The sequence below is a fragment of the Embleya hyalina genome, assembly GCF_003967355.1.
Taxonomy (GTDB): Bacteria; Actinomycetota; Actinomycetes; order Streptomycetales; family Streptomycetaceae; genus Embleya; species Embleya hyalina.
In genome coordinates this window covers 15251-34694 of the sequence record NZ_BIFH01000029.1, presented here as the reverse complement: position 1 = coordinate 34694, position 19444 = coordinate 15251, and the positions used below count along the sequence as shown (strand labels likewise).

Annotated in this window: 17 protein-coding genes and 1 pseudogene; 6 read left to right on the top strand and 12 right to left on the bottom strand. The window is 72.1% G+C overall.

All coding sequences use genetic code 11. The annotated features are described in order from the left end of the window. Positions 1-83: 83 nt before the first annotated feature. On the bottom strand, positions 84-884 hold the full coding sequence (locus EMA17_RS31405; protein ID WP_126640553.1) for a helix-turn-helix domain-containing protein: 801 nt from the start codon (positions 882-884) through the stop codon (positions 84-86). Between the two features lie 159 nt (positions 885-1043). Here EMA17_RS31405 and EMA17_RS31400 point away from each other — a divergent pair, with 159 nt between their 5' ends. Further along, positions 1044-2057 (top strand): zinc-dependent alcohol dehydrogenase family protein, encoded by a 1014-nt coding sequence (locus tag EMA17_RS31400; protein ID WP_126640552.1) that lies wholly within the window; start codon positions 1044-1046, stop codon positions 2055-2057. A 125-nt stretch (positions 2058-2182) separates the two neighbouring features. Continuing rightward, entirely contained in the window at positions 2183-2560 is a 378-nt protein-coding gene (locus EMA17_RS31395) for a VOC family protein (RefSeq protein WP_126640551.1), read from the top strand. A gap of 131 nt (positions 2561-2691) precedes the next feature. Here EMA17_RS31395 and EMA17_RS52040 read toward each other — a convergent pair whose 3' ends face one another. Then, a complete protein-coding gene (locus tag EMA17_RS52040) occupies positions 2692-2844 on the bottom strand; it encodes a hypothetical protein (RefSeq protein ID WP_160161632.1) in 153 nt (50 codons plus the stop codon). 187 nt (positions 2845-3031) lie between these two features. Between EMA17_RS52040 and EMA17_RS31390 the strand changes: the two genes are divergently transcribed. Then, entirely contained in the window at positions 3032-3727 is a 696-nt protein-coding gene (locus tag EMA17_RS31390) for an MOSC domain-containing protein (protein WP_126640550.1), read from the top strand. A 3-nt stretch (positions 3728-3730) separates the two neighbouring features. Here the strand turns inward: EMA17_RS31390 and EMA17_RS31385 are convergent, their stop codons facing one another. The 5 genes and pseudogenes from EMA17_RS31385 to EMA17_RS31370 all read right to left on the bottom strand — a co-directional run bounded on the left by EMA17_RS31385 (position 3731) and on the right by EMA17_RS31370 (position 11507). After that, the gene (locus EMA17_RS31385) at positions 3731-5158 is read right to left on the bottom strand and encodes an amidase (RefSeq protein WP_126640549.1); all 1428 of its coding nucleotides are present in this window, start codon (positions 5156-5158) and stop codon (positions 3731-3733) included. 29 nt (positions 5159-5187) lie between these two features. Then, positions 5188-5784, bottom strand: a complete 597-nt coding sequence (locus EMA17_RS31380) for a LysE family translocator (protein WP_126640704.1) — start codon at positions 5782-5784, stop codon at positions 5188-5190. 150 nt (positions 5785-5934) lie between these two features. Continuing rightward, the gene (locus EMA17_RS31375; RefSeq protein WP_246127021.1) at positions 5935-9957 is read right to left on the bottom strand and encodes a hypothetical protein; all 4023 of its coding nucleotides are present in this window, start codon (positions 9955-9957) and stop codon (positions 5935-5937) included. 51 nt (positions 9958-10008) lie between these two features. After that, positions 10009-10560: pseudogene (locus EMA17_RS56085) on the bottom strand (caspase family protein); the annotation flags it as partial. Next, positions 10557-11507 (bottom strand): antibiotic ABC transporter ATP-binding protein, encoded by a 951-nt coding sequence (locus tag EMA17_RS31370; protein ID WP_174861460.1) that lies wholly within the window; start codon positions 11505-11507, stop codon positions 10557-10559. The gene EMA17_RS31370 and the pseudogene EMA17_RS56085, both read right to left, overlap by 4 nt. A 94-nt stretch (positions 11508-11601) precedes the next feature. Here EMA17_RS31370 and EMA17_RS31365 point away from each other — a divergent pair, with 94 nt between their 5' ends. Continuing rightward, a complete protein-coding gene (locus EMA17_RS31365) occupies positions 11602-12405 on the top strand; it encodes a hypothetical protein (RefSeq protein WP_126640547.1) in 804 nt (267 codons plus the stop codon). A 40-nt stretch (positions 12406-12445) separates the two neighbouring features. On the opposite strand, the gene EMA17_RS31360 is transcribed toward EMA17_RS31365, so the two are convergent. Continuing rightward, positions 12446-12901 (bottom strand): hypothetical protein, encoded by a 456-nt coding sequence (locus tag EMA17_RS31360; protein ID WP_126640546.1) that lies wholly within the window; start codon positions 12899-12901, stop codon positions 12446-12448. Positions 12902-13023: 122 nt separating this feature from the next. Between EMA17_RS31360 and EMA17_RS31355 the strand changes: the two genes are divergently transcribed. Then, entirely contained in the window at positions 13024-13368 is a 345-nt protein-coding gene (locus EMA17_RS31355; protein WP_246127020.1) for a S24/S26 family peptidase, read from the top strand. A gap of 219 nt (positions 13369-13587) precedes the next feature. Next, a complete protein-coding gene (locus tag EMA17_RS31350) occupies positions 13588-15273 on the top strand; it encodes a dihydroxyacetone kinase family protein (RefSeq protein ID WP_126640544.1) in 1686 nt (561 codons plus the stop codon). Between the two features lie 60 nt (positions 15274-15333). Here EMA17_RS31350 and EMA17_RS31345 read toward each other — a convergent pair whose 3' ends face one another. From EMA17_RS31345 to EMA17_RS31325, 4 genes are all read right to left on the bottom strand, one after another. Beyond that, entirely contained in the window at positions 15334-16344 is a 1011-nt protein-coding gene (locus EMA17_RS31345) for a serine hydrolase domain-containing protein (RefSeq protein WP_126640543.1), read from the bottom strand. Next, entirely contained in the window at positions 16341-17270 is a 930-nt protein-coding gene (locus EMA17_RS31340) for a DUF6895 family protein (protein ID WP_126640542.1), read from the bottom strand. Before EMA17_RS31340 ends, EMA17_RS31345 begins: the two co-directional genes overlap by 4 nt. Continuing rightward, a complete protein-coding gene (locus EMA17_RS31335; RefSeq protein WP_126640541.1) occupies positions 17267-18016 on the bottom strand; it encodes a hypothetical protein in 750 nt (249 codons plus the stop codon). The genes EMA17_RS31340 and EMA17_RS31335 overlap by 4 nt, the downstream gene beginning before the upstream one ends. Before the next feature lie 468 nt (positions 18017-18484). Next, entirely contained in the window at positions 18485-19378 is an 894-nt protein-coding gene (locus EMA17_RS31325; protein ID WP_126640539.1) for a Vgb family protein, read from the bottom strand. Positions 19379-19444 lie beyond the last annotated feature (66 nt).

Genomic DNA, 19444 nt, shown 5'->3' with positions numbered 1-19444 from the left:
CGGGTACACCACCGCCGTGCCGTCCCGAATCCGGGGCGGCACGGCGGTTTCGTACGTTTTCGGGGCGGCCGGCCCGCGCGGGCTCACGCGCGTTCGGCGGCGCGACGGCGCAGGGCGGTCGCGGTCGCCTCGTCGGCGGGCAGGAACGCCTCGAGGTGGAGTTCGGACACGGTGACGTCGGTCGCCGTCGCGAACGAGGTGAGCGTGGTGAGCAGGCGCAACTCGACCCCGCTCGCCGTGTCCCACAGCCGCAGCGGTACCGCGAAGCCGAGGTGGTCGGGACCCGGTTCCGGGCTCGGGACGTAGCCGCGCAACTCCTCGATGAACGTGTCGAGCAGCGGATCGGGGCTGCGCAGCGCCCGGGCCCGCATGTTCTCCAGCACGTGATGGCCCCACGTGGCCAGGTTCTCCACGCGCGGCGCCATGCCCTGCGGATGCAGCATCAGCCGCAACATGTTCATCGGCTGCCCGAGCAGTTCCGGGGCCGCGCCGTCGGTGAGCACGTCGATCGCCGCGTTCGCCGCCACGATCTGCCCGTACGGACGCAACACCATCGCCGGATAGGGCAGATGGCCCTCGATCACCGCGCCCAGTGCCTCCTGGACCGGCCGCATCATCGGGGCGTCCCAGTCGGACTCGGGGAACACCGGCGCGAAGCCGGCGGTGTGCAACAGCGCGTTGCGCTCGCGCAGGGACAGTTCGAGGGATTCGGCGAGCCGGATGATCATGGTCCGGCCGGGCCGGGACCGACCGCTCTCGATGAAGCTCAGGTGCCGCTGGGAGGTTCCCGCGCGGGCGGCGAGCTCCAACTGGCTGAGCCGCCGTGCGAGACGCCGGCGTCGCAGTTCGGCGGGGAATTCCAGGCCGTGGGTGATCGTGCTCATGGGGCAGTTCTAGGCAGGTGCGAGCACCGCGGGCAATTCCCTTGCGGGAATTGTCCTGTCGGGCGGGTCGCTCGGAGGATCGTCACCACGGCCCGCCGAGCGGCGGGCCGGACACATCGGGTCGTCGCACCATCGTCGCCACGCGGAAGAGGCACCACCATGAAGAGCTACCACCTGCGGCCGGGCGCCGGCATCGACGGACTCACCGTGCGCGAACACGACGAGCCCGCGCCGGGTCCGGGTCGGGTGCTGGTCCGGGTCCGGGCCACCTCGATCAGCCTGCGCGAGCTGCTCGTCCTGGCCGGCGACTATCCGCTGCCCGTGCTGCCGGACGTCGTCCCGGGCTGCGCCGGGGTCGGCGAGGTGGTCGCGGTCGGCGCCGGGGTGACCCGGGTGGCGCCGGGGGACCGGGTCGCCGCCACCGTCTTCCCCGACTGGATCGACGGGCCGTTCGGCCTGGACCACGCGGCCCAGCTGGGCAGTTCGCGCGACGGCCTGTTCACCGAGTTCGCGCTCGCGGACGAGCGGGCGCTGGTGCACATCCCCGCGCACCTGTCCTTCACCGAGGCCGCCGCCCTCCCGCTGACCGCGGTGACGGCGTGGAACGCGCTGACCGGTGGCCGGGCGCCGGTGCCGGGGGAGACCGTGCTCACCCTCGGCACCGGGAACGTGTCGTTGTTCGCGGTGCGGTTCGCCAAGCGGTCCGGCGCCCGGGTGATCGCCACCACCTCCGGTCCGGACAAGGCGGAGCGACTGCGGGCGCTCGGGGCCGACGAGGTGGTCGACCACCGGCAGCACCTGCGGTGGGGTGAGGAGGTGCGGCGGCGTACCGGCGGGCGCGGGGTGGACCGGGTCGTCGACGTCGTGGGGGACCTGTCCCAGTCGCTCGCGGCGACCGCGCTCGGCGGCGAGATCGCCTTCGTCGGGCACTGGTTGGGCACGGACGCCCCTGGTCGCACGCCGTCCCCGACCGACTTCTTCAACGCGGGCGCGGTGCTGCGTCCGCTCGCGGTGGGCAGCCGGGCGGCGTTCGAGACGATGAACCGCGCGGTGGACGCGTGGCGGGTGCGGCCGACGATCCACCGCGAGTTCGGCTTCGACGAGATCCCGGAGGCGCTGCGCTACTACGGCAAGGGCGGCTTCGTGGGCAACGTGGTCGTCGACCACGGCTGATCGACGATCCGTCGGGTGGGGCCGGCCGGTGGGCGGGGACCGCGAGAGCGCGTGGCGACGCGGTGGTGTCGTACCGCTCCGAAACCCCGTTGGTCCGGGCAGCCGCCGCGCGCACAATGGCGCGCATGGCCATTTCCTTGCATCACATCGTCATCGACGCACACGATCTGCCGGGACTCGCGCGCTTCTGGGCCGAAGTGTTGGGCTGGCAGGTGCTGTCCGAGCGCGAGCGCGAGGTGGTGATCGGCACCGAGCCCGGAGCCCCCGTCGGCATCTGCTTCATGCCGGTGACGGACGTGAAGACGGTCAAGAACCGACTGCACCTCGATCTGACCCCCGGTGCCGGCCCCGGCGAGCGGGACGCGGAGATCGAGCGGGTGCTCGCGCTCGGTGCCCGCCGCGTCGACGTCGGACAGACCGGCACCGAGTCGTGGACGGTGCTCGCCGACCCGGAGGGCAACGAGTTCTGCGTGGTACGGGCGAAGGCGACGCTGATCGGTTGAGCGGTCGACCGGTCGGTGTCGCGGAGGGGGCCGCGAGGCGGTCGCCGGCCGGATGCGGAAGGGGTGACCGCCCGGGGCGTTCGCGAGCGGTGCGCGGGTGCGGACCGACGCGTTCGCCCCGGCTCGGCGGGTCAGGCCGAGGTGGTCGGGGGGTTGCCGGGGCCGCTGCCGCCGCGACGGCGGGTGAGTCGGTCGCGCAGGTGCCGCTTGCCCTGCTCGACCTGGCGCGGGTTGCGGCGGATGTACCCCTGGATCTTCTTCACGGTCTTCGACAGCGCGCTCATGTCGTGGTCCCTCCCTGATGCCCGGAAACGCGGGCGTCGGCGTCCCCGAGGGCGCCGATAACAGGTGTTTGCCCCGATCTGGACCGGGATACGCGGTTCGGCCGGGTCGAATCCCCCGGAACACCCCGGGAAAACGGCGGAATCGGCCCGCCGAGGCCCGCCGGAAGCAAGCGGGTAGCCTGCCGGTATGTCTCACGTCCTCTCCGTGAACCTGGCCCACCCGCGCGCCAACCCGGTGAAGGCCGGGATCGAACTGACCGGAATCGACAAGCGGCCGGTCGACCACGCGGTCGCCGTGCGACCGCCCGGGCCCAAGTACGGCGGTCACGGCAGCGGACTGGTCGGCGACGAGATCTACGACCGACAGAACCACGGCGGCAACGACCAGGCGGTATACGCCTATGCCCGGGAGAACCTGGACATGTGGGCGGCCGACCTGGGCCGCGAACTCGCCAACGGCAGCTTCGGCGAGAACCTGACCACGACCGACCTCGACGTGGAGGCGGCCCTGATCGGCGAGCGCTGGCGGGTGGGCGGCGCGACGGGTCCGCTGTTGGAGGTCTCCGTCCCGCGCATCCCGTGCTCGACCTTCGCACACTGGCTGGACGAGCGGCGCTGGGTCCGCCGATTCACCCAACGCGCCCTGCCCGGAACCTACTTGCGGGTGCTCGAACCGGGTGAGGTACGTGCCGGGGACCCGATCACGGTCGTGGCCCGGCCCGACCACGACCTCACGGTCGGGGTGTGCTTTCGGGCGCTGACCATCGAGCCCGACCTGCTGCCCCGGCTGATCGACGTCGAGGAACTGCCGGGCGAGGCACGCGAGGTGGCCCGGAAGCGCACCGGAGTGATCCCGGTGCAGTTCGTCTCCGACGGCGAGTGACCGCTAACGGCCGCCGACGAACGTCGGCGGGAAGCGGTCGTGCCAGGGCCGGACCTGTTCGAGCAGCGCGGCGACCCGAAGGAGGGTGTCCTCGCGGCCGAACGGGGCGACCAGTTGCACGCCGATCGGCAGGCCGTCGGCGCCGAGCCCAAGGGGCAGGCTGATCGCGGGCTGGCCGGTGACGTTGAAGAGCGCGGTGAACGGGCCGTAGGCGAAGATCGTCTCCAGCCATCCCCGGACCGAGTGCTTCGGGTCGTCGAAGTCCAATGTTCCGTGCGGCGCCGGGAGTTGCCCCAGGGTCGGGGTGATCAGCAGGTCGTGATCGGCGAAGAACGCCCCGACCGAACGGGACACCCGGTTGTGCGCGTCGAACGCGGCGATCAGGTCGAGCGCGGTCACCGCGTGGACGTCCTGCAGGATCCGCCGGGTGACCGCCTCCAGCTTGGCCGGATCCGGCGGGTGGGGCGCGCCGAGCAGCGGGGCGGCGACGAACGACACCACCTCCGGCACCATCCCGTCCAGCACGCTCTCCCAGTCGACCACCGGGCTCGCCTCGTCGACCCGATGACCGAGTTCGCCCAGCAGCCCGGCGACCGCCGTGGCCGCGCCCGCCGCTTCGGGGTCGACGGCGACGCCGGACCAGGCTCGGGTGGTCACGCCGATCCGCAACGGCGGTACGTCGGCGCCGGGTTCGGCGGCATAGGGCCGCAGCGGGGTGGGCGCGCCGTACTTGTCGCCCGGTGCCGGACCGGAAACCGCGTCGAGCAGGTGCGCGGTGTCGCGCACGGTACGGGTGAGCGCGAAGTTGTACGAGATCCCGAAGAACGACTCGCCCAGATCGGGGCCGCACGGGGTGCGCCCCCGGGTGGGCTTGAGCCCGACCAGGCCGCAGGCCGAGGCGGGGACGCGGATCGAGCCCGCGCCGTCGGTGGCGTGCGCGATCGGGACCGCTCCGGCGGCGACCAGGGCCGCCGCGCCGCCGCTGGAGCCGCCGGCGCCGCGCTCCGGGTTCCACGGGTTGCGGGTGATGCCGTACTTGACCGACTCGGTCGCGAAGCTGATCGCCATCTCCGGTGCGGTGGTCAGCCCGAGGGTGACGAGACCGGCGGCCCGGAAGCGGGTCATCAGCTCGCTGTCGTGCGGCATGACCACCCCGGGCACCGCGCGGCTGCCCAGGAAGAACGGGACACCGGCCGCGACGGGTCCGGAGTCCTTGATCAGGAACGGCACGCCGGCGAACGGCGCGTCCGGATCGGGGGAGCGGTCGAGGGCCGGCTCGAACACGGGCAGCGCGAGCCCGTTCAGCTCGGCGTTCGCGACCTCGATCGCCTCCCGGGCGGCCTGCTCGACCTCGGCCGCGGTGACCTCGCCGCTCCGGATCAGGTCACGCAGGCCGATCGCGTCGTACCGGGCGTACTCGTCGAGCCGCATACCGCTCCGCTCCTCGGGATGTCGACGCGTCAGGCCGTGGCGGGGTGGCTCCGGTCGGTGGCCAGCTTGACCGCGAGGCCGCCGAGCACGGTGCCCATGACGTAACGCTGGATGCGCAGCCAGGACGGCCGCTTGGTCAGGAAGATCGCGATCGAGCCGGCCGCGAGGACCAGGACGCCGTTCACCGTCAGACTGATCAGGATCTGGATGGTGCCGAGCACGAACCCCTGAAGCAGCACGTGCCCGGCCTTCGGGTCGACGAACTGCGGGATCAGCGAGAGGTACATGATCGCGGCCTTGGGGTTCAGCAGGTTGGTCAGCAGTCCCATGGTGAACAGCCGCCGGTTGGAGTCCGGGGCCAGATCCTGCGGGGAGAACGCCGAGACGCCACCGGGCCGCAGCGCCTGCCAGGCGAGCCAACCGAGGTAGGCGGCACCGGCCAGCTTGACCGCGACGTAGAGCTCCGGCACGACCAGGAACACCGCGGAGAGGCCGAGGTTGGCCATCGACATGTAGATCATGAACCCGAGCGCCACGCCGAGCAGCGACACCATGCCGGCGCGGCGGCCCTGGGTGATGCTGCGCGAGGTCACGTACATCATGTTGGGTCCGGGAGTGAGCACCATCCCCAGTGCCACGGCACTGACCCCGATTATCGCGCTTGTCTCGATCACACGTGCCCCCGCTGTCGCACCGCCGGCCGCCTGTCGCTTGCGGTTCGCAATTCTGTCGCCTTCAGGCTTTTCCCGGCAACCGGGTTGTCCCGTGGGCGCGGCTCACCCCCGAGCAAGCCCGAGCCGCCGGCGCCAGGCGGGGGAGATCCGGGGCCGGAGCAGGACGACCCCCTGCTGGGTGGCGAGCGCGATGTCGAAGTCGTCGAGGACGGTGGCGTCGTTGATCCAGGCAGGGAGGGACGTTTGCCAGACCGGCGTACCGCCGGGGAGATGGCAAAGGACGATGCCGTGTTCGTCCGCGAGCAGGACAAGGGCTTCGCCGTTGGGAGAGTTGCCGCTCCAGAGGAAGTTCCTGACGGATATGGGGAACGTGCCCGAGCGATCCGGGCGAGCAGAGGACCAGGTGCGAACGGGACTGGTCTCGTTGCCGGGGAGGTCGGGGAGCATCCACAGCAACAACGCGTCGGATGTAGGGAGGCGAACCCAACGCATGTAGTGGTGCTCCGAATCGCCCTTCACAGTCCTTGCCCACTCGTTTGGCAAGCCGCGATGGGTGGTCACGGGGTGCACGTGCCCGTCTAGCAGATCGAGTACGGCGCAATGACGGCGCCCTTCCACGCAGGCTATGTAGCGTGTTCCGGTTCGAGAGTGGTACGGCGCCATGTGTGTCACCGGAAATGGCATTCGGAAACGGACATCCGGGATGTCGTGACCGTGCGCCGCGTCGCGGACGAGGATTTCGGTTGCGATCGAAGAGTCGGAGATGTTCGGATTTTTGCGTCCTCGGACAATGAGCAGCAGAGCCTGCCCGGTCGCGGTGGCCACCGCAGTCGAGCCGCCCCAGATGTGGCTGGGGTCGTCGGCTCCCGGTAAGGGCAGGACTGTTTCCGAACCGTGGCTCGCCAGGGCGAGTTCGGTCGTGGCTCGTTCACGATCGACGGAGACCAAACGTGGGTGGGTGTGCGCATCGGACGGCGGGATCAGATGGAGCGTCGCGGTGTCGGACCGGTGTTGCGGAAAGGGAAATCGAGTGGTTTCGATCCGTCCGTCGAGGGTCAGGCGGTGCCACGCGGTACCGACCGAGAGATTCGCTGTCTTGGCGACGGTGAAGATGTTGAGCACACCGTCGTCGTCCTCATACCGAAATCCGTTACCCAGTTGGGGCAGGCCCGGGACCGCTTCGCCTGTCCATGAGCCGTTCGGATGCTCCAACAGGTCGGTATCCAGGGCGTGAACACCGTAACGGGATGCGACCAGCACCTTGTTCGGTCGCGCGGGCCACCTCAGCACCGTCCACGCTTCGGCCATGCGAGGCCGGGCATAACCGGCGTCCTCGGTGTGTACGCCCGCGATGGGCGCGTTGTCGGTAGTTGTTGGTGGCCACCAGTTCCACAGTCGCACCGTGCCGTCGGTACCGACCGCGAGGATGTTCAGGCCGTCGAGTGGGGACGACGAGAGCACACGCAGCGCACATACGGCGCTTTCGTGACCGAGTAGGGGCGCTCCCACCGGCATGCCGTCTGCGGCGTCGACGACATGCACGGCGCCCTTCCAGCCAGCCCGGACGACGAAACTGCGACCTGTGTTCCATGTGGTGGGGAACGATACGGGCTTCGGGTCGAGCGATGTGATGTGCAGGGGCCCGCCGGACAGTGGCAACGTGCACATGAGGTGTGGGTCGCCGATGAGATAAGCGGGTTCATCGTCGATCCGGACGAAGCCACCCCACCATTCGCGGAGTCCCAGGTGAAGTTGGAACGACACCGATCGGCCACCGACGTGGATCAGGGTCACTCCGCTTGCGATGTCGGCCGGTCCTTCCAACAGCGCCAGGAAAGTCTCGCCCGCCGAATTTCGGGCGATGTCGATATCGAGGAGCCTGATGACACCTTCGACGAGGATTTCGTAAGTGCCCGCCTGATCGCCCTCCAGCTTGTGCAGCGCGACGACTCCTGAGGCCGTGTGGAAGACGGCCAGTCCGAGGCCGGCACCCGGGGTGTGGATCAGGCGGCCCGCGATCGGGTGTGAGTCGTCGGGCGCGAGGTCTTCCACGTGTAGGACCACCCGCCCGGTGGTCGTCTCCAGAACATCCACGCCGTCCCATCCCGTGCAGGCCACAACGCATGTTCCGTCGTTCAGGACACCTGCGTCGAGAATGCGCTCGTATGGGGGATTGTGGGGGCATATTGTCGATGTTGCGTCGTCAACATCCCACATACGAATACACCCCTGGCCATCGAGCGTGATCGCCACGGGTCGCCCATGTGCGTCCACGAAGGCGGCAGCACTGCGTACAGGATTCGGATGCGGCAGGATCCCGCCCGCTGCCGGGTCGTCCGGGACCCAAACGTGTACGCAACTCGCGGCCGGTGGGAGCGCCAACACCAAGGAACGATCCCGTGACCGCACCTCCTCGATCCACCAGCCCATGTTGATCACGTTTACCGAGAACCCACCTGCGCTGTGGTGTCCGACAATCCGATGCGGGGTGACCGATCGGGCTTCCAACGACACCCGCTCAGTGGACGCGGACAACGCCAGGGCCCGGTCAGCGAACCTGTGTTCGCCGATCGCCCGAGCCACGAAGGCCAACTGCGCGGCGCGATCCGGGCCCCGGTTTCGCAGCACCTCGGCGCAGCGCTCGATCACCAGCGGCAGCATCGACGTGCCGACGCTGCGTCGTACCGCGCGCAGCAGGTCCGCGGTGCCCGCCGCCAGGACGAAGCCCGGGTCGGTGAGCAATTCGCCAATGGTGCCCGCTGCAGCCGAGTGGGTGGCCAGGTGGTAGCGGACGTAGGGGCGCGCCCTCGCCCAGTCCGGACTCGTGCCGTTGGGTAGGCGAGGCGTCAGACCCAGAAGCGTCGCAACGAAGCACGCCTGGATGTCCGCCAAATCCCGGGAGGCCAGTGCCCGTTCGCGCAGGTGGTCGGTCAACTCCTGGTGGTAGAGGCGGAAATAGCGGTGGCCGCCCACGTCGACCGAGGTGAGGTAGGAGCCTTCCTCGTCCACCAACTCGTCGATGTCGCGCTCGCATACCGTCGCGCCCGACAGCCGGGACGCCGCCTCCGTCCACACGCCCGCGCGCGGCAGGCCGTGACCCTCGGCGAAGGCCAGGGTCGTGAGCAGGGTCAGTGCCGTGGCGCGGCGCGCGGACGGCAGGCGCTCCAGGTAGGCCCGGAACGCGCCGTCGACGTCGGAGGGGAGTGTGTCGGCCCAGCCCGGCGCCGTCACGTCCACCGGCTCCTGCCGGACCAGCGCGCTCGCCGTCATCCGGGCGACGAGGAAGCAGCGTCCCGCCCGTCGGGCCACCGCCCGCGCGATGACGCGCGCCGTGTCCGGGGTGTCCGCGTACGGCGACCGCCCATCGGCCAGGATGCGCTCGACGTAGTCGGCGACGTTCGTGTCGTCCGCGTAGGCGTCGGCGTCCAGATCCACGATCGGGGCGTGCTTGCACCAGTCGCTCAGCAGTTCGCGCCGCGACCCCACCACCAACCGCACACACGGGACGTCGCCCAGTGGCCGCAGCAGTTCCCACGCGATCCGGCGCGCCTCGACGATGTCGTGGCCCGGGCCCGCCTCGTCCAGCGAGTCGACCACCACGCGATACGGCGCCTGCCGACCCGCCAGCGCCGCCAACAGCGCGTCCACACTCGACGCGCGCACGTCCGCCGCGCCGGCCAGGCGGCCGATCAGCGCGTCGATGGTCTGATGCCGGGCGTTGATCGACACGTCGATCGGCGGTGTGCCGCCGGAGGTGTCGCCTTCGAGCACGATCCGGCCGAGCAGCGCCGATTTGCCCGAGCCCGGCGCGCCGGTGACGGCCAGCGGCCCGCGTCCACCCGGGCCGGCCAGACGGGTGCGGACCACGTCGAGGGCATGCGCGCGGCCGGTGAAGTACGAGCCCGGGTCGTGCACGTGTTCCACTCCGCGCCCGCGCGGCTCGAAGTGGGCGGTCAGATCCCCGGCCTCACCCTCCGCCCGGCCGTCCGGACCGATCTCCGCCGCCGGGTCGAAGGCCGGGTTCGGGAAGAACGGGGGCTGGACCGACTGGTCGGTGACGGAGCATACGGCGCGTTGCGCGCGCCCGGCCGTGACGAAGGCCCGGTTGATGCGGTCGGTGAGCACGGCTGGGGACAACCGGCGCTGAGAGGGGCCGTCGCCCGTGGTGTACGCGCGGGCGAGTTCCCGGGTGAAGTGGCCTTTGTCCCAGGCACGTTCGCGACGCCGGGCGGAGGCGAGCACCCAGGTGCCCGATGCCGGATCCTCGCCGCCCCGGGCTTTCCCGAACGCGGCGGTCACCGCGCCGAGTTCGTCGGCGCCCAGACCTGCGTTGCACGCGTCGACGATGAACAACACGTCCCGGACCGGCGATTCGGCCAGGATCGCCGCCAGGTTGTCCAGGGAGAGCCAGGAGCGCGGATGCATCGCCGTGGATCCCGCGCAGGCCAACCGATAGGGCCCGGCGGTCGGCTGGTCGCCATGCCCCGCGTAGTAGACCACCACGACATCGCCCGCCGCCAACCCACCGCCCGCGCACCAGGCCGCCAGCGCGTACTCGAACCCGCCGGCGTCCGGGTCGTCCGACACGTCGGTCAACACCCGCTCGTAGCCCATCGTCGCGAACAGCGCCACGATCCGCGCGACATCCTCGTCCACGCCGTCCAGTTCGCCGAGTTCGCGATAGTGCCGCGTTCCGGCCGCGATCAGATATCGGCGCGGTCCGCTCACTCGCCCGACCCGGTGCCGCCCGCCGCCCACCGCAGCGCCTCGGCCCGCGCGTCGAACCGGTCCGACTCGTCCGCGCGCAACCCGGCCGCGATCGCCGTCCCCGTCTCCACCGCCGTCAGGTAGCGCGTCGCGTCGTGCATGTGGCTGCCGTTGTCGACCACCACGTCCGTCACCCGCTCACCGAAGGTGTGCCGCAACTCGCGTACCACGGCCACGACATCGCCCGAGTCGGCGATGTTGGTCCAGGCCCGCAGGCCCTGCGGCCACCACCCCATGCCCTCGATCGGGGCCGGTCGCAGCCGGTCGTGCACCAACGCGCGCATCCCCAGCGGCGAACCGAGGGTGACCAGCGTGTCCACCCGGTGCGAGGTGTTGCACAGCGTTTCGTAGGCCACCACCGACCCGAGCGAATGGGCCACCACCACCCGGGTCTTCGGGGTGATCCGCGCCGCGACCCGGGCCCGGGCCCGCGCCCGGACGTCCTCGTCGGTGAGATAGCGGACCATCTGCTTCAGATCGCCGATCAGCGCCCGATCCAGCACGCCGGTCAGGAAGCGCGCGCCGGTCAACGCGTCCAGGGCCGCGCGCACCGTCTTCAGCCGTACCGCCCGCGCGCCGACCGCGCCGGCCACACCGCGCGTACCGCCGGAGTCCGGACCCGGCACCCCCGGATCGACCCGCGCGGCCTCCGCCCACCACGCCATCAGCAGGTCGAACTCGTCGTCGTCCACCACGTCGGCCGCGTCGAAGGGCTCGTCCCCCGCCGACCGGGTCCCCGCCGGTCGGAACAGGTCGCCGTAGAAGGCGACCCCGACCTCCTCGGCCGTCGGCACCGGTCCGTCGGCCAAGCGGGTCCCGCCCCGCAGTTCGGGCACCACGTCACGAGCGAGCGAGTCCTCGCTCAGGTACTGCTTGCCGACGCCGTGGACGAATACGACCTTGGTCACGGACCCCTCCCCCTGATGTCTGCGGCAAGCCTAGGGCGTGCCTCGGCCGGCGGCACGGGGCCGGCGGTCCGAAAGCCGGGACTACGCTGGGCGGATGATCCGCACCGACCCTCCCGAGGAAGGCTTCGTCTTCGTACGCGAGGCGAGCCCCGGGCCGATGGCCGGCGCGGCCGTCGGGCGCCGGATCGCCAAGGCGGACTTCGAGCCGCCGTGCATCGTGGTCGACCGGGAGTTGTCGACCGTGATCGTCGCCGGGTGGCCGGGTCGGCTGTACCGGGTCGCGGTGCCCCCGCCCGAGACGGACGCCGAGCGCGCGGCGCTGACGGAGGCCAACGAGGCGCTGCGCCAACCCGCCGCGTACATCAGGGCGTTCACGGTGGACGTGCTCGCCGAACTGCCCGCGTCCGCGTTGTTCGGACCGCACGGCACGGCGGTGGTGGACGTCCTCGACGCGGCCCGCGCGCTCACCCCGAGGCTCGCCGCCCGGCTCGCCGCGGCCTCGATCCCGGGCGCCGCCGCCCGCTACGGCGCGGCCTGGAAGCACTGGCTCACCGGTGAGCCGAACGCCGTGCCCTACCTCGACCGCGACCACTGCGACACCCTCGCCGTCCCCGGCGCGGGCCCGGCCGATTCGCCGATCGGCAAGGGCTTCCTCGCGGTGTCCGCCGCGGTCCTGGCCGCCGCGCGCGAACGCGGCGGCCCGACGGCGTTCGAGACGGAATACGACGACGAGGACGGGACGAGCGAGGAGGTGATGGCCGAGCCGTGGTCGCACGCGTTGGACCCGCTGCTGCACGCCGCGATGGCGCTCGGCGCGCCACACCTGATGTCCGACGCCGACCGGGAGACGTTGACCGCCCCCTGGCGGGCGACCACCGCCGACCGCCGGGCCCGCTGACCCGCGCGACGCCGACCGCCCCGACCCGACCGCCCTACCCCTACCCCAACCGCGCCTCGACCGCCGCGACGAAGGCGTCCGCCTCCGGGGCCGGGCCCGGACCGAGGTTGAGGTGGGTGTCCGTGTTCCAGGCGCCGAGCACCGTGACGCGCGCGCGGGTGAACATGTCGAGGCTCTCCTCCAGGACGAAGTAGCGCGGTTCGCCGACCACATCCGGCCCCAGGAGCAGGGCGAAGTGCGCCTCCGGCGGATGCAGCGCGGGCGGGAAGCGCACCAGCAGGGCGGTCCCGGCGCCCAGCGGCACGTGCGACAGGGCCAGTCCGTCGGCGGGCAGTCGCTGCTCCTCGGGCAGCTCGCCGCCGACGCCGACCCACAGGTCCGCGGTCCGCGTGTTCAGTTCGTCGAGCGGCGCGGCGAGCAGCCCGGCGGCGTTGCGCAGCGCGATCGAGCGGAAGACCACGTGGGCGAATCGGTAGTGATGCGGTCGGGTGCTCATCCGTGGCCTTTCGGGTGGGTCGTCGAGGGTCGATCGTCGGGCCGGCCGGCGGGCGGAAAAAAACCCGTGGCCGGTTCGGCGTTCATCCGTCATCCTGTTCCGCGATGGGAATGATGGACAGCATGGCCGCCAAGGTGGCGCGCGGCGCCACCGTCGAGTTTCGCCCGCGCGGGACCTCCATGGCCCCGCTTATTCGCAGTCGCCAACTCGTGACCGTCGCGCCGGTGGACCCGGCCCGTCTCGCTCTCGGTGACATCGTCTTGGCCAGGGTCGCGGGAAAGATGTACCTGCACCTGGTCTCCGCGCTGGATGTCACCCGTTCGCGCGTGCAGATCAGCAACAATCGCGGCCGGACCAACGGCTGGACCTCGTACGCCCGCGTCTACGGGATCTGTGTGTCCGTGGACGGCGTACCGCGTCCGGGCGCGGGCCGCAAGATCCGCGAGTCGGTGCCCGCGGACGGGTGAGTGCCGCCGCACCGACCGGGGAGTCCGGCTCGTGGCGGAAGTCCTGAGGAGGAACCACTCCCGCCACGCGCCGGGCGGTACGACCGCCGGACGGCGATCCACCGCGCCCCGGGACCATCGGTCCCGATGAGCGACACGCGTGTCCCGCCCGTCCGGTTGCCCATGATTCGGGCCGGCCCGGTGGATTCGTTCGAGGCTCGGCCAGGTAGAGATGCAGCCATGAAGAAGCTGATCAATTCCGCCCGCGACGTCGTCCCCGAGATGTTGGAGGGACTGGCACTGGCCAACCCCGGCATCGCCCTGCTCGACGGCGCGAACGTCGCGTTGCGCGCGGACGCGCGGGCGTACGCGCAGAGCGGTCGGGTCGCGGTGATCTCCGGCGGCGGCGCCGGCCACGAGCCCGCGCACGCGGGATACGTCGGGCCCGGGATGTTGACCGCCGCCGTGTCGGGGGACGTGTTCACCTCGCCGGCCACCGACACGATCCTGGCCGCGATCCGCACCGTCGCCGGCCCGGCCGGGGTGCTGCTCGTGGTCAAGTCGTACACCGGCGACCGGCTCAACTTCGGCCTCGCCGCCGAGCTGGCCCGGGCCGAGGGGATCGCGGTCGAGGTGGTGGTGGTCGCCGACGACGTGGCGCTGGCCGCGGGGGAGGGCACCGCCGGTCGGCGCGGGATCGCCGGCACCGTGTTCGTGCACAAGGTCGCGGGAGCGGCGGCGGAGGCGGGCGCGACGCTGGCCGAGGTCCGGGCGGAGGCCGAGGCGGCGGCCCGCGCGATCGGCACGATGGGCGTCGCGCTCAGCCCGTGCACGGTGCCGGCCGCCGGGCAGCCCGGCTTCGAACTCGGCGAGGACGAGGTCGAGTTGGGCCTGGGCATCCACGGCGAGGCGGGGGTGCGCCGGGACAAGATCGCGCCCGCCGACACGTTCGTGGCCGAACTCCTGGACCGGATCGTGACGGAGAAGGGCCTCGGCGTCGGCGACCGGGTCGCGCTGCTGGTCAACAACCTCGGCGGCACCCCGACGATGGAACTGGACATCGTGCTGCGCGGCGCCGTGCGCGACCTGGCCGGCCGGGGTCTGGTCCTGGAACGGGCCTGGCGCGGCTCGTTCCTGACCGCCCTGGAGATGGCCGGCGTCTCGCTGTCCGTAGTCCGGGTCGACGACGCCCGGCTCGCCCGCCTCGACGCGGCGACCTCCGCGCCCGCGTGGCCGACGCCGGTGGTGGGCCGGGTGGGCCGGGTCACCGTGCTGCCGGCCGTCCCCGCTCCCGGCACCGCCGACGCCGGCACCGCGCTGACCGGGCCGACGCCGCTCACCCGGGCCGTCGAGGCGGCGTGCGCGGCGCTGACCGAGGCCGAGCCGCACCTGACCGAACTGGACCGGATCGTCGGCGACGGCGACCTGGGCATCAGCCTGGCGCGCGGCGCCGAGGCCATCCGGCGCGAGTTGCCCGGCTACGGCGGCGGTGACCCGGCCGCCGTGCTGCGCGGGCTCGCCGACACCGTACGGCGCGCGCTCGGCGGTACCTCCGGGCCGCTGTACTCGGTGCTCCTGCTGCGCGCGGCGGGCACGGTGGAGGCGGACCCGTCACCGCGCGGGTGGCGCGAGGCCATGGCCGCCGGCGCTCGGGCGATCGGCGAACTCGGCGGCGCCCGGGTCGGCGACCGCACCATGCTGGACGCCCTGGTACCCGCCGGTGAGGCCCTGGTCGGCGGCGCGAGCCTGGCCGAGGCGATCGACGCGGCCGCCGCCGGCACCGAGGAGACGGCGACCCACAGCGCCCGCCGAGGCCGCAGCAGCTACCTCGGCGACCGGGCGATCGGCACGGTCGACCCGGGCGCGGAGGCGGTGGTGATCTGGCTCCGCGCGGTCGCCGACGCCCTGGACGCGGAGGACGAGTAGGACACCACCGCCGCACGGGGTGCCGCGGCCCGAATCCGGCCGCGGCACCCCGTGTGGGCCCTAAGCGCCGTCCGCGTCGTCCGCGAGCGCTCGCAGGGTGTCGTACGCGACCTGGATGAAGGGCCCCCGATCCCCCGTCGCCCGGTTCACCAGCGCGGCGAGGCCGACCCCGGTCTGCGGGCTGAAGCCCACGAACGTGGTGAACCCGCGCGTCGCGCCGCCGTGGAAGATCAGATCGTGCCCCCGACGCACCCGCAGGTTCCACACCAGGCACAGCCGATCACCGCCGCCGGGACAGATCAGCCGAGGCCGCCGGACGTCCACCAACGCGCGGGCGAGCGAGGCGGGTCGCACACCGGACGGATCCAGGTGCGCGGCCAGGTACCGGGTCACGTCCGTCCCGCTGCTGCGCAGCGCCCCCGCGGCGGGCAGCCCCGGCATGTCCCACGGCGGCCGGGGCCGACCGCGCAGATACCCCGTCACCTGCGGCCCGTTCGGGTCGCACGTGGTCATCGTCAGCCCCAGCGGCACCCCGAGCCGGGCGACCACCAGGTCCGGATAGGGCATGCCGGCGGCGCGCGCGAGCGCGTGTCCGAGCAGCGCCACACCCAGGTTGGAGTACAGCACCCGGGTGCCCGGCCGCGCGTGCGGCCGGGTCCGGCCGAGCAGGGCGAACAGGCGCTGTTCGGTGTAGCCCGCGTACGGGTTCGAGTACCAGGCGGGCAACGCCGTGCGCAGCGTGCCGGCCGGCAGTCGGGGCAACCCGGAGGTGTGCGTGGCCAGATGCAGCAGGGTCACGTCCGAGGACCAGCGCGGCCGGGCGCCGGGCGGCAGGTAGGTGATCAGCGGATCGTCGAGGCGGGCCTCACCGCGCGCCACCGCGTCGGCCAGCAGCAGCGCCGTGAACGTCTTGGTCACCGAGCCCAGTTCGAACCGGGCGTCGGCGTCCACCGCGGGCCCTCGGCACACCACCGACGACTCGCCCGCCCGGACCGTGCCCACGACCAGCGCGCCGGCCGAGGGCACGGTCCGCAACAGCGGCGCCAACAACCGTGCGGACGACTCGCTCACGCGGGCACGGAGACCGTTGTGGTACCCAGGGAGCGCGCCAGCGTGATGGTGCCGGCCACGATCGCGACCACGGCGGTGTGCTCGTGGTCCTTGAACGCCTGCTTCGGGTCCTCGTCGATCGGGTCCGCGTCGCGCGGCAGCAGTCCGTCCTCGCGCTGCGCCGCCGCGAGCCGCTGCCAGCCCTGCGCGTCGCACACCGGCTCCGGCAGGCACGCGTCGACCGCCAACAATTCGCCCACCAGGTCGAATTGCGCGACCTCGGCCCAGATGTCCACCCAGACCGGCAGCCAGATCCGCAGATAGTCCCGGATGTCGGCGGGCAACAGTTCGGGATGCGCGCCCCAGTCGGTGACGTGGAACACCGTGTGGGTCATGCAGTACGCGGTCATCCAGTCGATCACCCACGGCTCGGGAGTCATGCCCAACCAGGTGTCGGCGGCGAGCGCGGCCCAGTCGAAGCGGCGGCTCACGCCGGCGACCCGGCTCGCGTTGGCCACCGCGAGCCGCCGGTTGGGCATCAGTTCGATCCCGTGCACCGAGCGCAGTTCGGCCAGGTGCTCCTGCAATCGGTCCATCTGTTCGTGCCGCAGGCCCGCCCGGGTGAAGTGCGCGTAGGTCTCCAGCGGGTCGGTGATCAGCGGATGCCGGACCTGGCGCTCGTAGAGGAAGTTCCCGGACTGGAACTGCCCCCAGGCGAAGTCGATCAGGTCGCGCGCGATGGCCAGGTCGCCCGGCCCGGCGACCCGCTCGCGCAACATGAGCGAGGTGGCCAACGCGGCCTCGCCGAGGGGTTTGTACGCGCCGTCGCGGTCGTTGAAGTCGACGACGGTGTGCGTGGGCAGGGTGCCGAAATCGGCGTTGTCGTGCAGCCAGCGCAGCGCCCGCGAGCCGATGGTGTGGGCAGTCTTGAGCACATCGGCGTTCATGAGCCCTCCAGCCCGGTCACGTGTTGGGCGATGCGGGTGTCGAGCACGGTACGGGTGCTGCCGCCGCCGAACACCCGGACGTGGCGCAACAGTGGCGCGAGGTCCAGCGGCACGGCGACGCCGTCGGCCGCCACCCACGCGATCCAGCGGGCGATCCGGGCGGCGGTGCGGTAGTCGCGGCGCAACATCGACCGGACCAGCCCCCGGGACAGGGCTTCGGCGCCCTCGCGCGCGGCGGCGTGGATCGGACCGTCCAGGCCGGGCAGGGCCAGGGAGGAGAGCTGGGCCATCCGCACCGACCAGGTCTGCCAGGACGTCGCGTCGGCGACCTGGGCACCGTCGCCGGGGGCCGGTACGTCCAGGGCCAGGCCGCAGCGGGTCAGCGTGCGCGCCGTCGCCCAGTCGCGCCAGGTGACGATCCACGCGGTGTCGGGCGAGGCGCCCACCGCGTCGGGCGGGAAAACGGCGAACGCCCTGGCGGCGGCCTCGGCCCGATCGCTCGGTACGGGGGTGCCGCGCAGGACGTGGGGGGCGAGTGCGTCCGAACCCAGGACCCGCAGGCCGGGCAAGTCGGCGTCGGGGTCGCGGGTTTGCGCCGCGTGCAGGTCGGCGACGGCGAATCCGGCGGGGACGACCGCGCCCCCGGCGTCCATGAGGACGCCGAGGGCCTGGCCTGCCACTCGCTCGACCGCCGCCGTGTAGTCCTCGTGTGGCGAGGTGCCGGCGAAGGGCATGGTGGTGATCAACTTTCCATCGAAATCGGTGCCGTCACGGACGATTGGTCCGAATCACCGTTCCTTCGGGGGCTTCGGCGACAGGAGCAGACCGGCGAGCAGCACACCCGCGCCGAAGTCTTCCGGCACGTAAAGCGGTGCATCGCTGATGGTCGTCTCCTCCTCGATCATGAGCGTCGCGACGGTACCGGCGTGAACCGGCGTGGACTGACGAACGTGTTGAGTAAGCATCGGGTGCTCCCTCGTCGTGACTTCAATCGCCGGGCTCGACGACGCCCCCGTGGCACGACCATAGGCACTTTTTGTCGAGCTTTGCACCATTTCGCAATTGGTGTCGACCGGCGTTCCTTGTGCGTGCGTGTGGTGCGCGCGGGCGCGTTCGGGGGGCGCGCGGGGGAGTGTTCGCCGATGGGTCGAATCCGGGGTCGGTCGGCGATTCGGGCCGGCGAATCGGCGTTCACCAGCGGTTATTCGGACGACTCAGGGTTCGACGCGGGCCAGTGCGCCGATTTCCTGGGCGACCCAGATCGCGCCGTCGGGGCCCTGGGTGAGGCCGTGCGGTTCGGCGGCGACTCCGGGCAAGTCGTACTCCGTCAGAGTGCCCTCCCGGGCGAGTCGGCCGACCCGGTTCGTGGCCCATTCGGTGAACCAGCAGTGGCCGGTCGCGTCCAGCGCCACCGCGTGCGGGCGAGACTCCCGGTCCGGCAGCGGGAATTCGGTGAACTCGCCGGACGCCGCGCGGCGACCGATCGCGCCCGCGCCGATCTCGGCGAACCACACGGAGCCGTCGGGGCCGGCCGTGATCCCGACCGGGGCCGCGCCCGGAGTGGGCAGCGGGTACACGGTCACCGCGCCGGTCGTGGTGATCCGACCGAGCGCGTTCGCCGCGTTGAGGGTGAACCACAGCGCGCCGTCGGCGCCGGTGGTGATCGCCGACGGGAACGCGGCCGGGACCGGCAGGTCGAACGTGGTGACCGCGCCGACCGGATCGATCCGGCCGATGCGGTTCGCGGCGGTCTCGGTGAACCAGAGAGCGCCGTCGGGGCCGCGGGTGATCCCGTACGGCCCGGAATCGGCGGTGGGCAGGTCGAAGTGGGTCACCGTGCCGGTCGGGTCGATCCGGCCGATGCGGTGGGCCCTGTACTCGGTGAACCACAGCGCGTCGTCGGGGCCCGCGACCAGCACGGTCGGGCCGCAGGACGGGTCGCCGAGATCGTGGATCGTGGTCTGCCCGGAGGCGGGGTCCAGTCGGCCGACGCGACCGGCGTGCACCAGGGTGAACCACAGTGCGCCGTCCGGGCCGACGGCGATCGAGTACGGGCCGGACTCGCGGTCGGCGACCGGGAATCCGGTGGTCGCGGTGGGGGTGGTCATCCGGGCCTTCTCTCGTTCGGGGCGACGCGGGCGGGTGTGGGTGGGCGAGTGTTTGTGGGTGAGTAA

Excerpts from the sequence above, each read along its gene's own strand:
- EMA17_RS31365 (WP_126640547.1), top strand. The coding sequence starts at position 11,602 with ATGATCCGCACCGACCCTCCCGAGGAAGGCTTCGTCTTCGTACGCGAG.
- EMA17_RS31385 (WP_126640549.1), bottom strand. The coding sequence starts at position 5,158 with ATGCGGCTCGACGAGTACGCCCGGTACGACGCGATCGGCCTGCGTGAC.
- EMA17_RS31360 (WP_126640546.1), bottom strand. The coding sequence starts at position 12,901 with ATGAGCACCCGACCGCATCACTACCGATTCGCCCACGTGGTCTTCCGC.
- EMA17_RS31390 (WP_126640550.1), top strand. The coding sequence starts at position 3,032 with ATGTCTCACGTCCTCTCCGTGAACCTGGCCCACCCGCGCGCCAACCCG.
- EMA17_RS31400 (WP_126640552.1), top strand. The coding sequence starts at position 1,044 with ATGAAGAGCTACCACCTGCGGCCGGGCGCCGGCATCGACGGACTCACC.
- EMA17_RS31405 (WP_126640553.1), bottom strand. The coding sequence starts at position 884 with ATGAGCACGATCACCCACGGCCTGGAATTCCCCGCCGAACTGCGACGC.
- EMA17_RS52040 (WP_160161632.1), bottom strand. The coding sequence starts at position 2,844 with ATGAGCGCGCTGTCGAAGACCGTGAAGAAGATCCAGGGGTACATCCGC.
- EMA17_RS31340 (WP_126640542.1), bottom strand. The coding sequence starts at position 17,270 with ATGAACGCCGATGTGCTCAAGACTGCCCACACCATCGGCTCGCGGGCG.
- EMA17_RS31395 (WP_126640551.1), top strand. The coding sequence starts at position 2,183 with ATGGCCATTTCCTTGCATCACATCGTCATCGACGCACACGATCTGCCG.
- EMA17_RS31355 (WP_246127020.1), top strand. The coding sequence starts at position 13,024 with ATGGCCGCCAAGGTGGCGCGCGGCGCCACCGTCGAGTTTCGCCCGCGC.
- EMA17_RS31350 (WP_126640544.1), top strand. The coding sequence starts at position 13,588 with ATGAAGAAGCTGATCAATTCCGCCCGCGACGTCGTCCCCGAGATGTTG.
- EMA17_RS31380 (WP_126640704.1), bottom strand. The coding sequence starts at position 5,784 with ATGGTGCTCACTCCCGGACCCAACATGATGTACGTGACCTCGCGCAGC.
- EMA17_RS31325 (WP_126640539.1), bottom strand. The coding sequence starts at position 19,378 with ATGACCACCCCCACCGCGACCACCGGATTCCCGGTCGCCGACCGCGAG.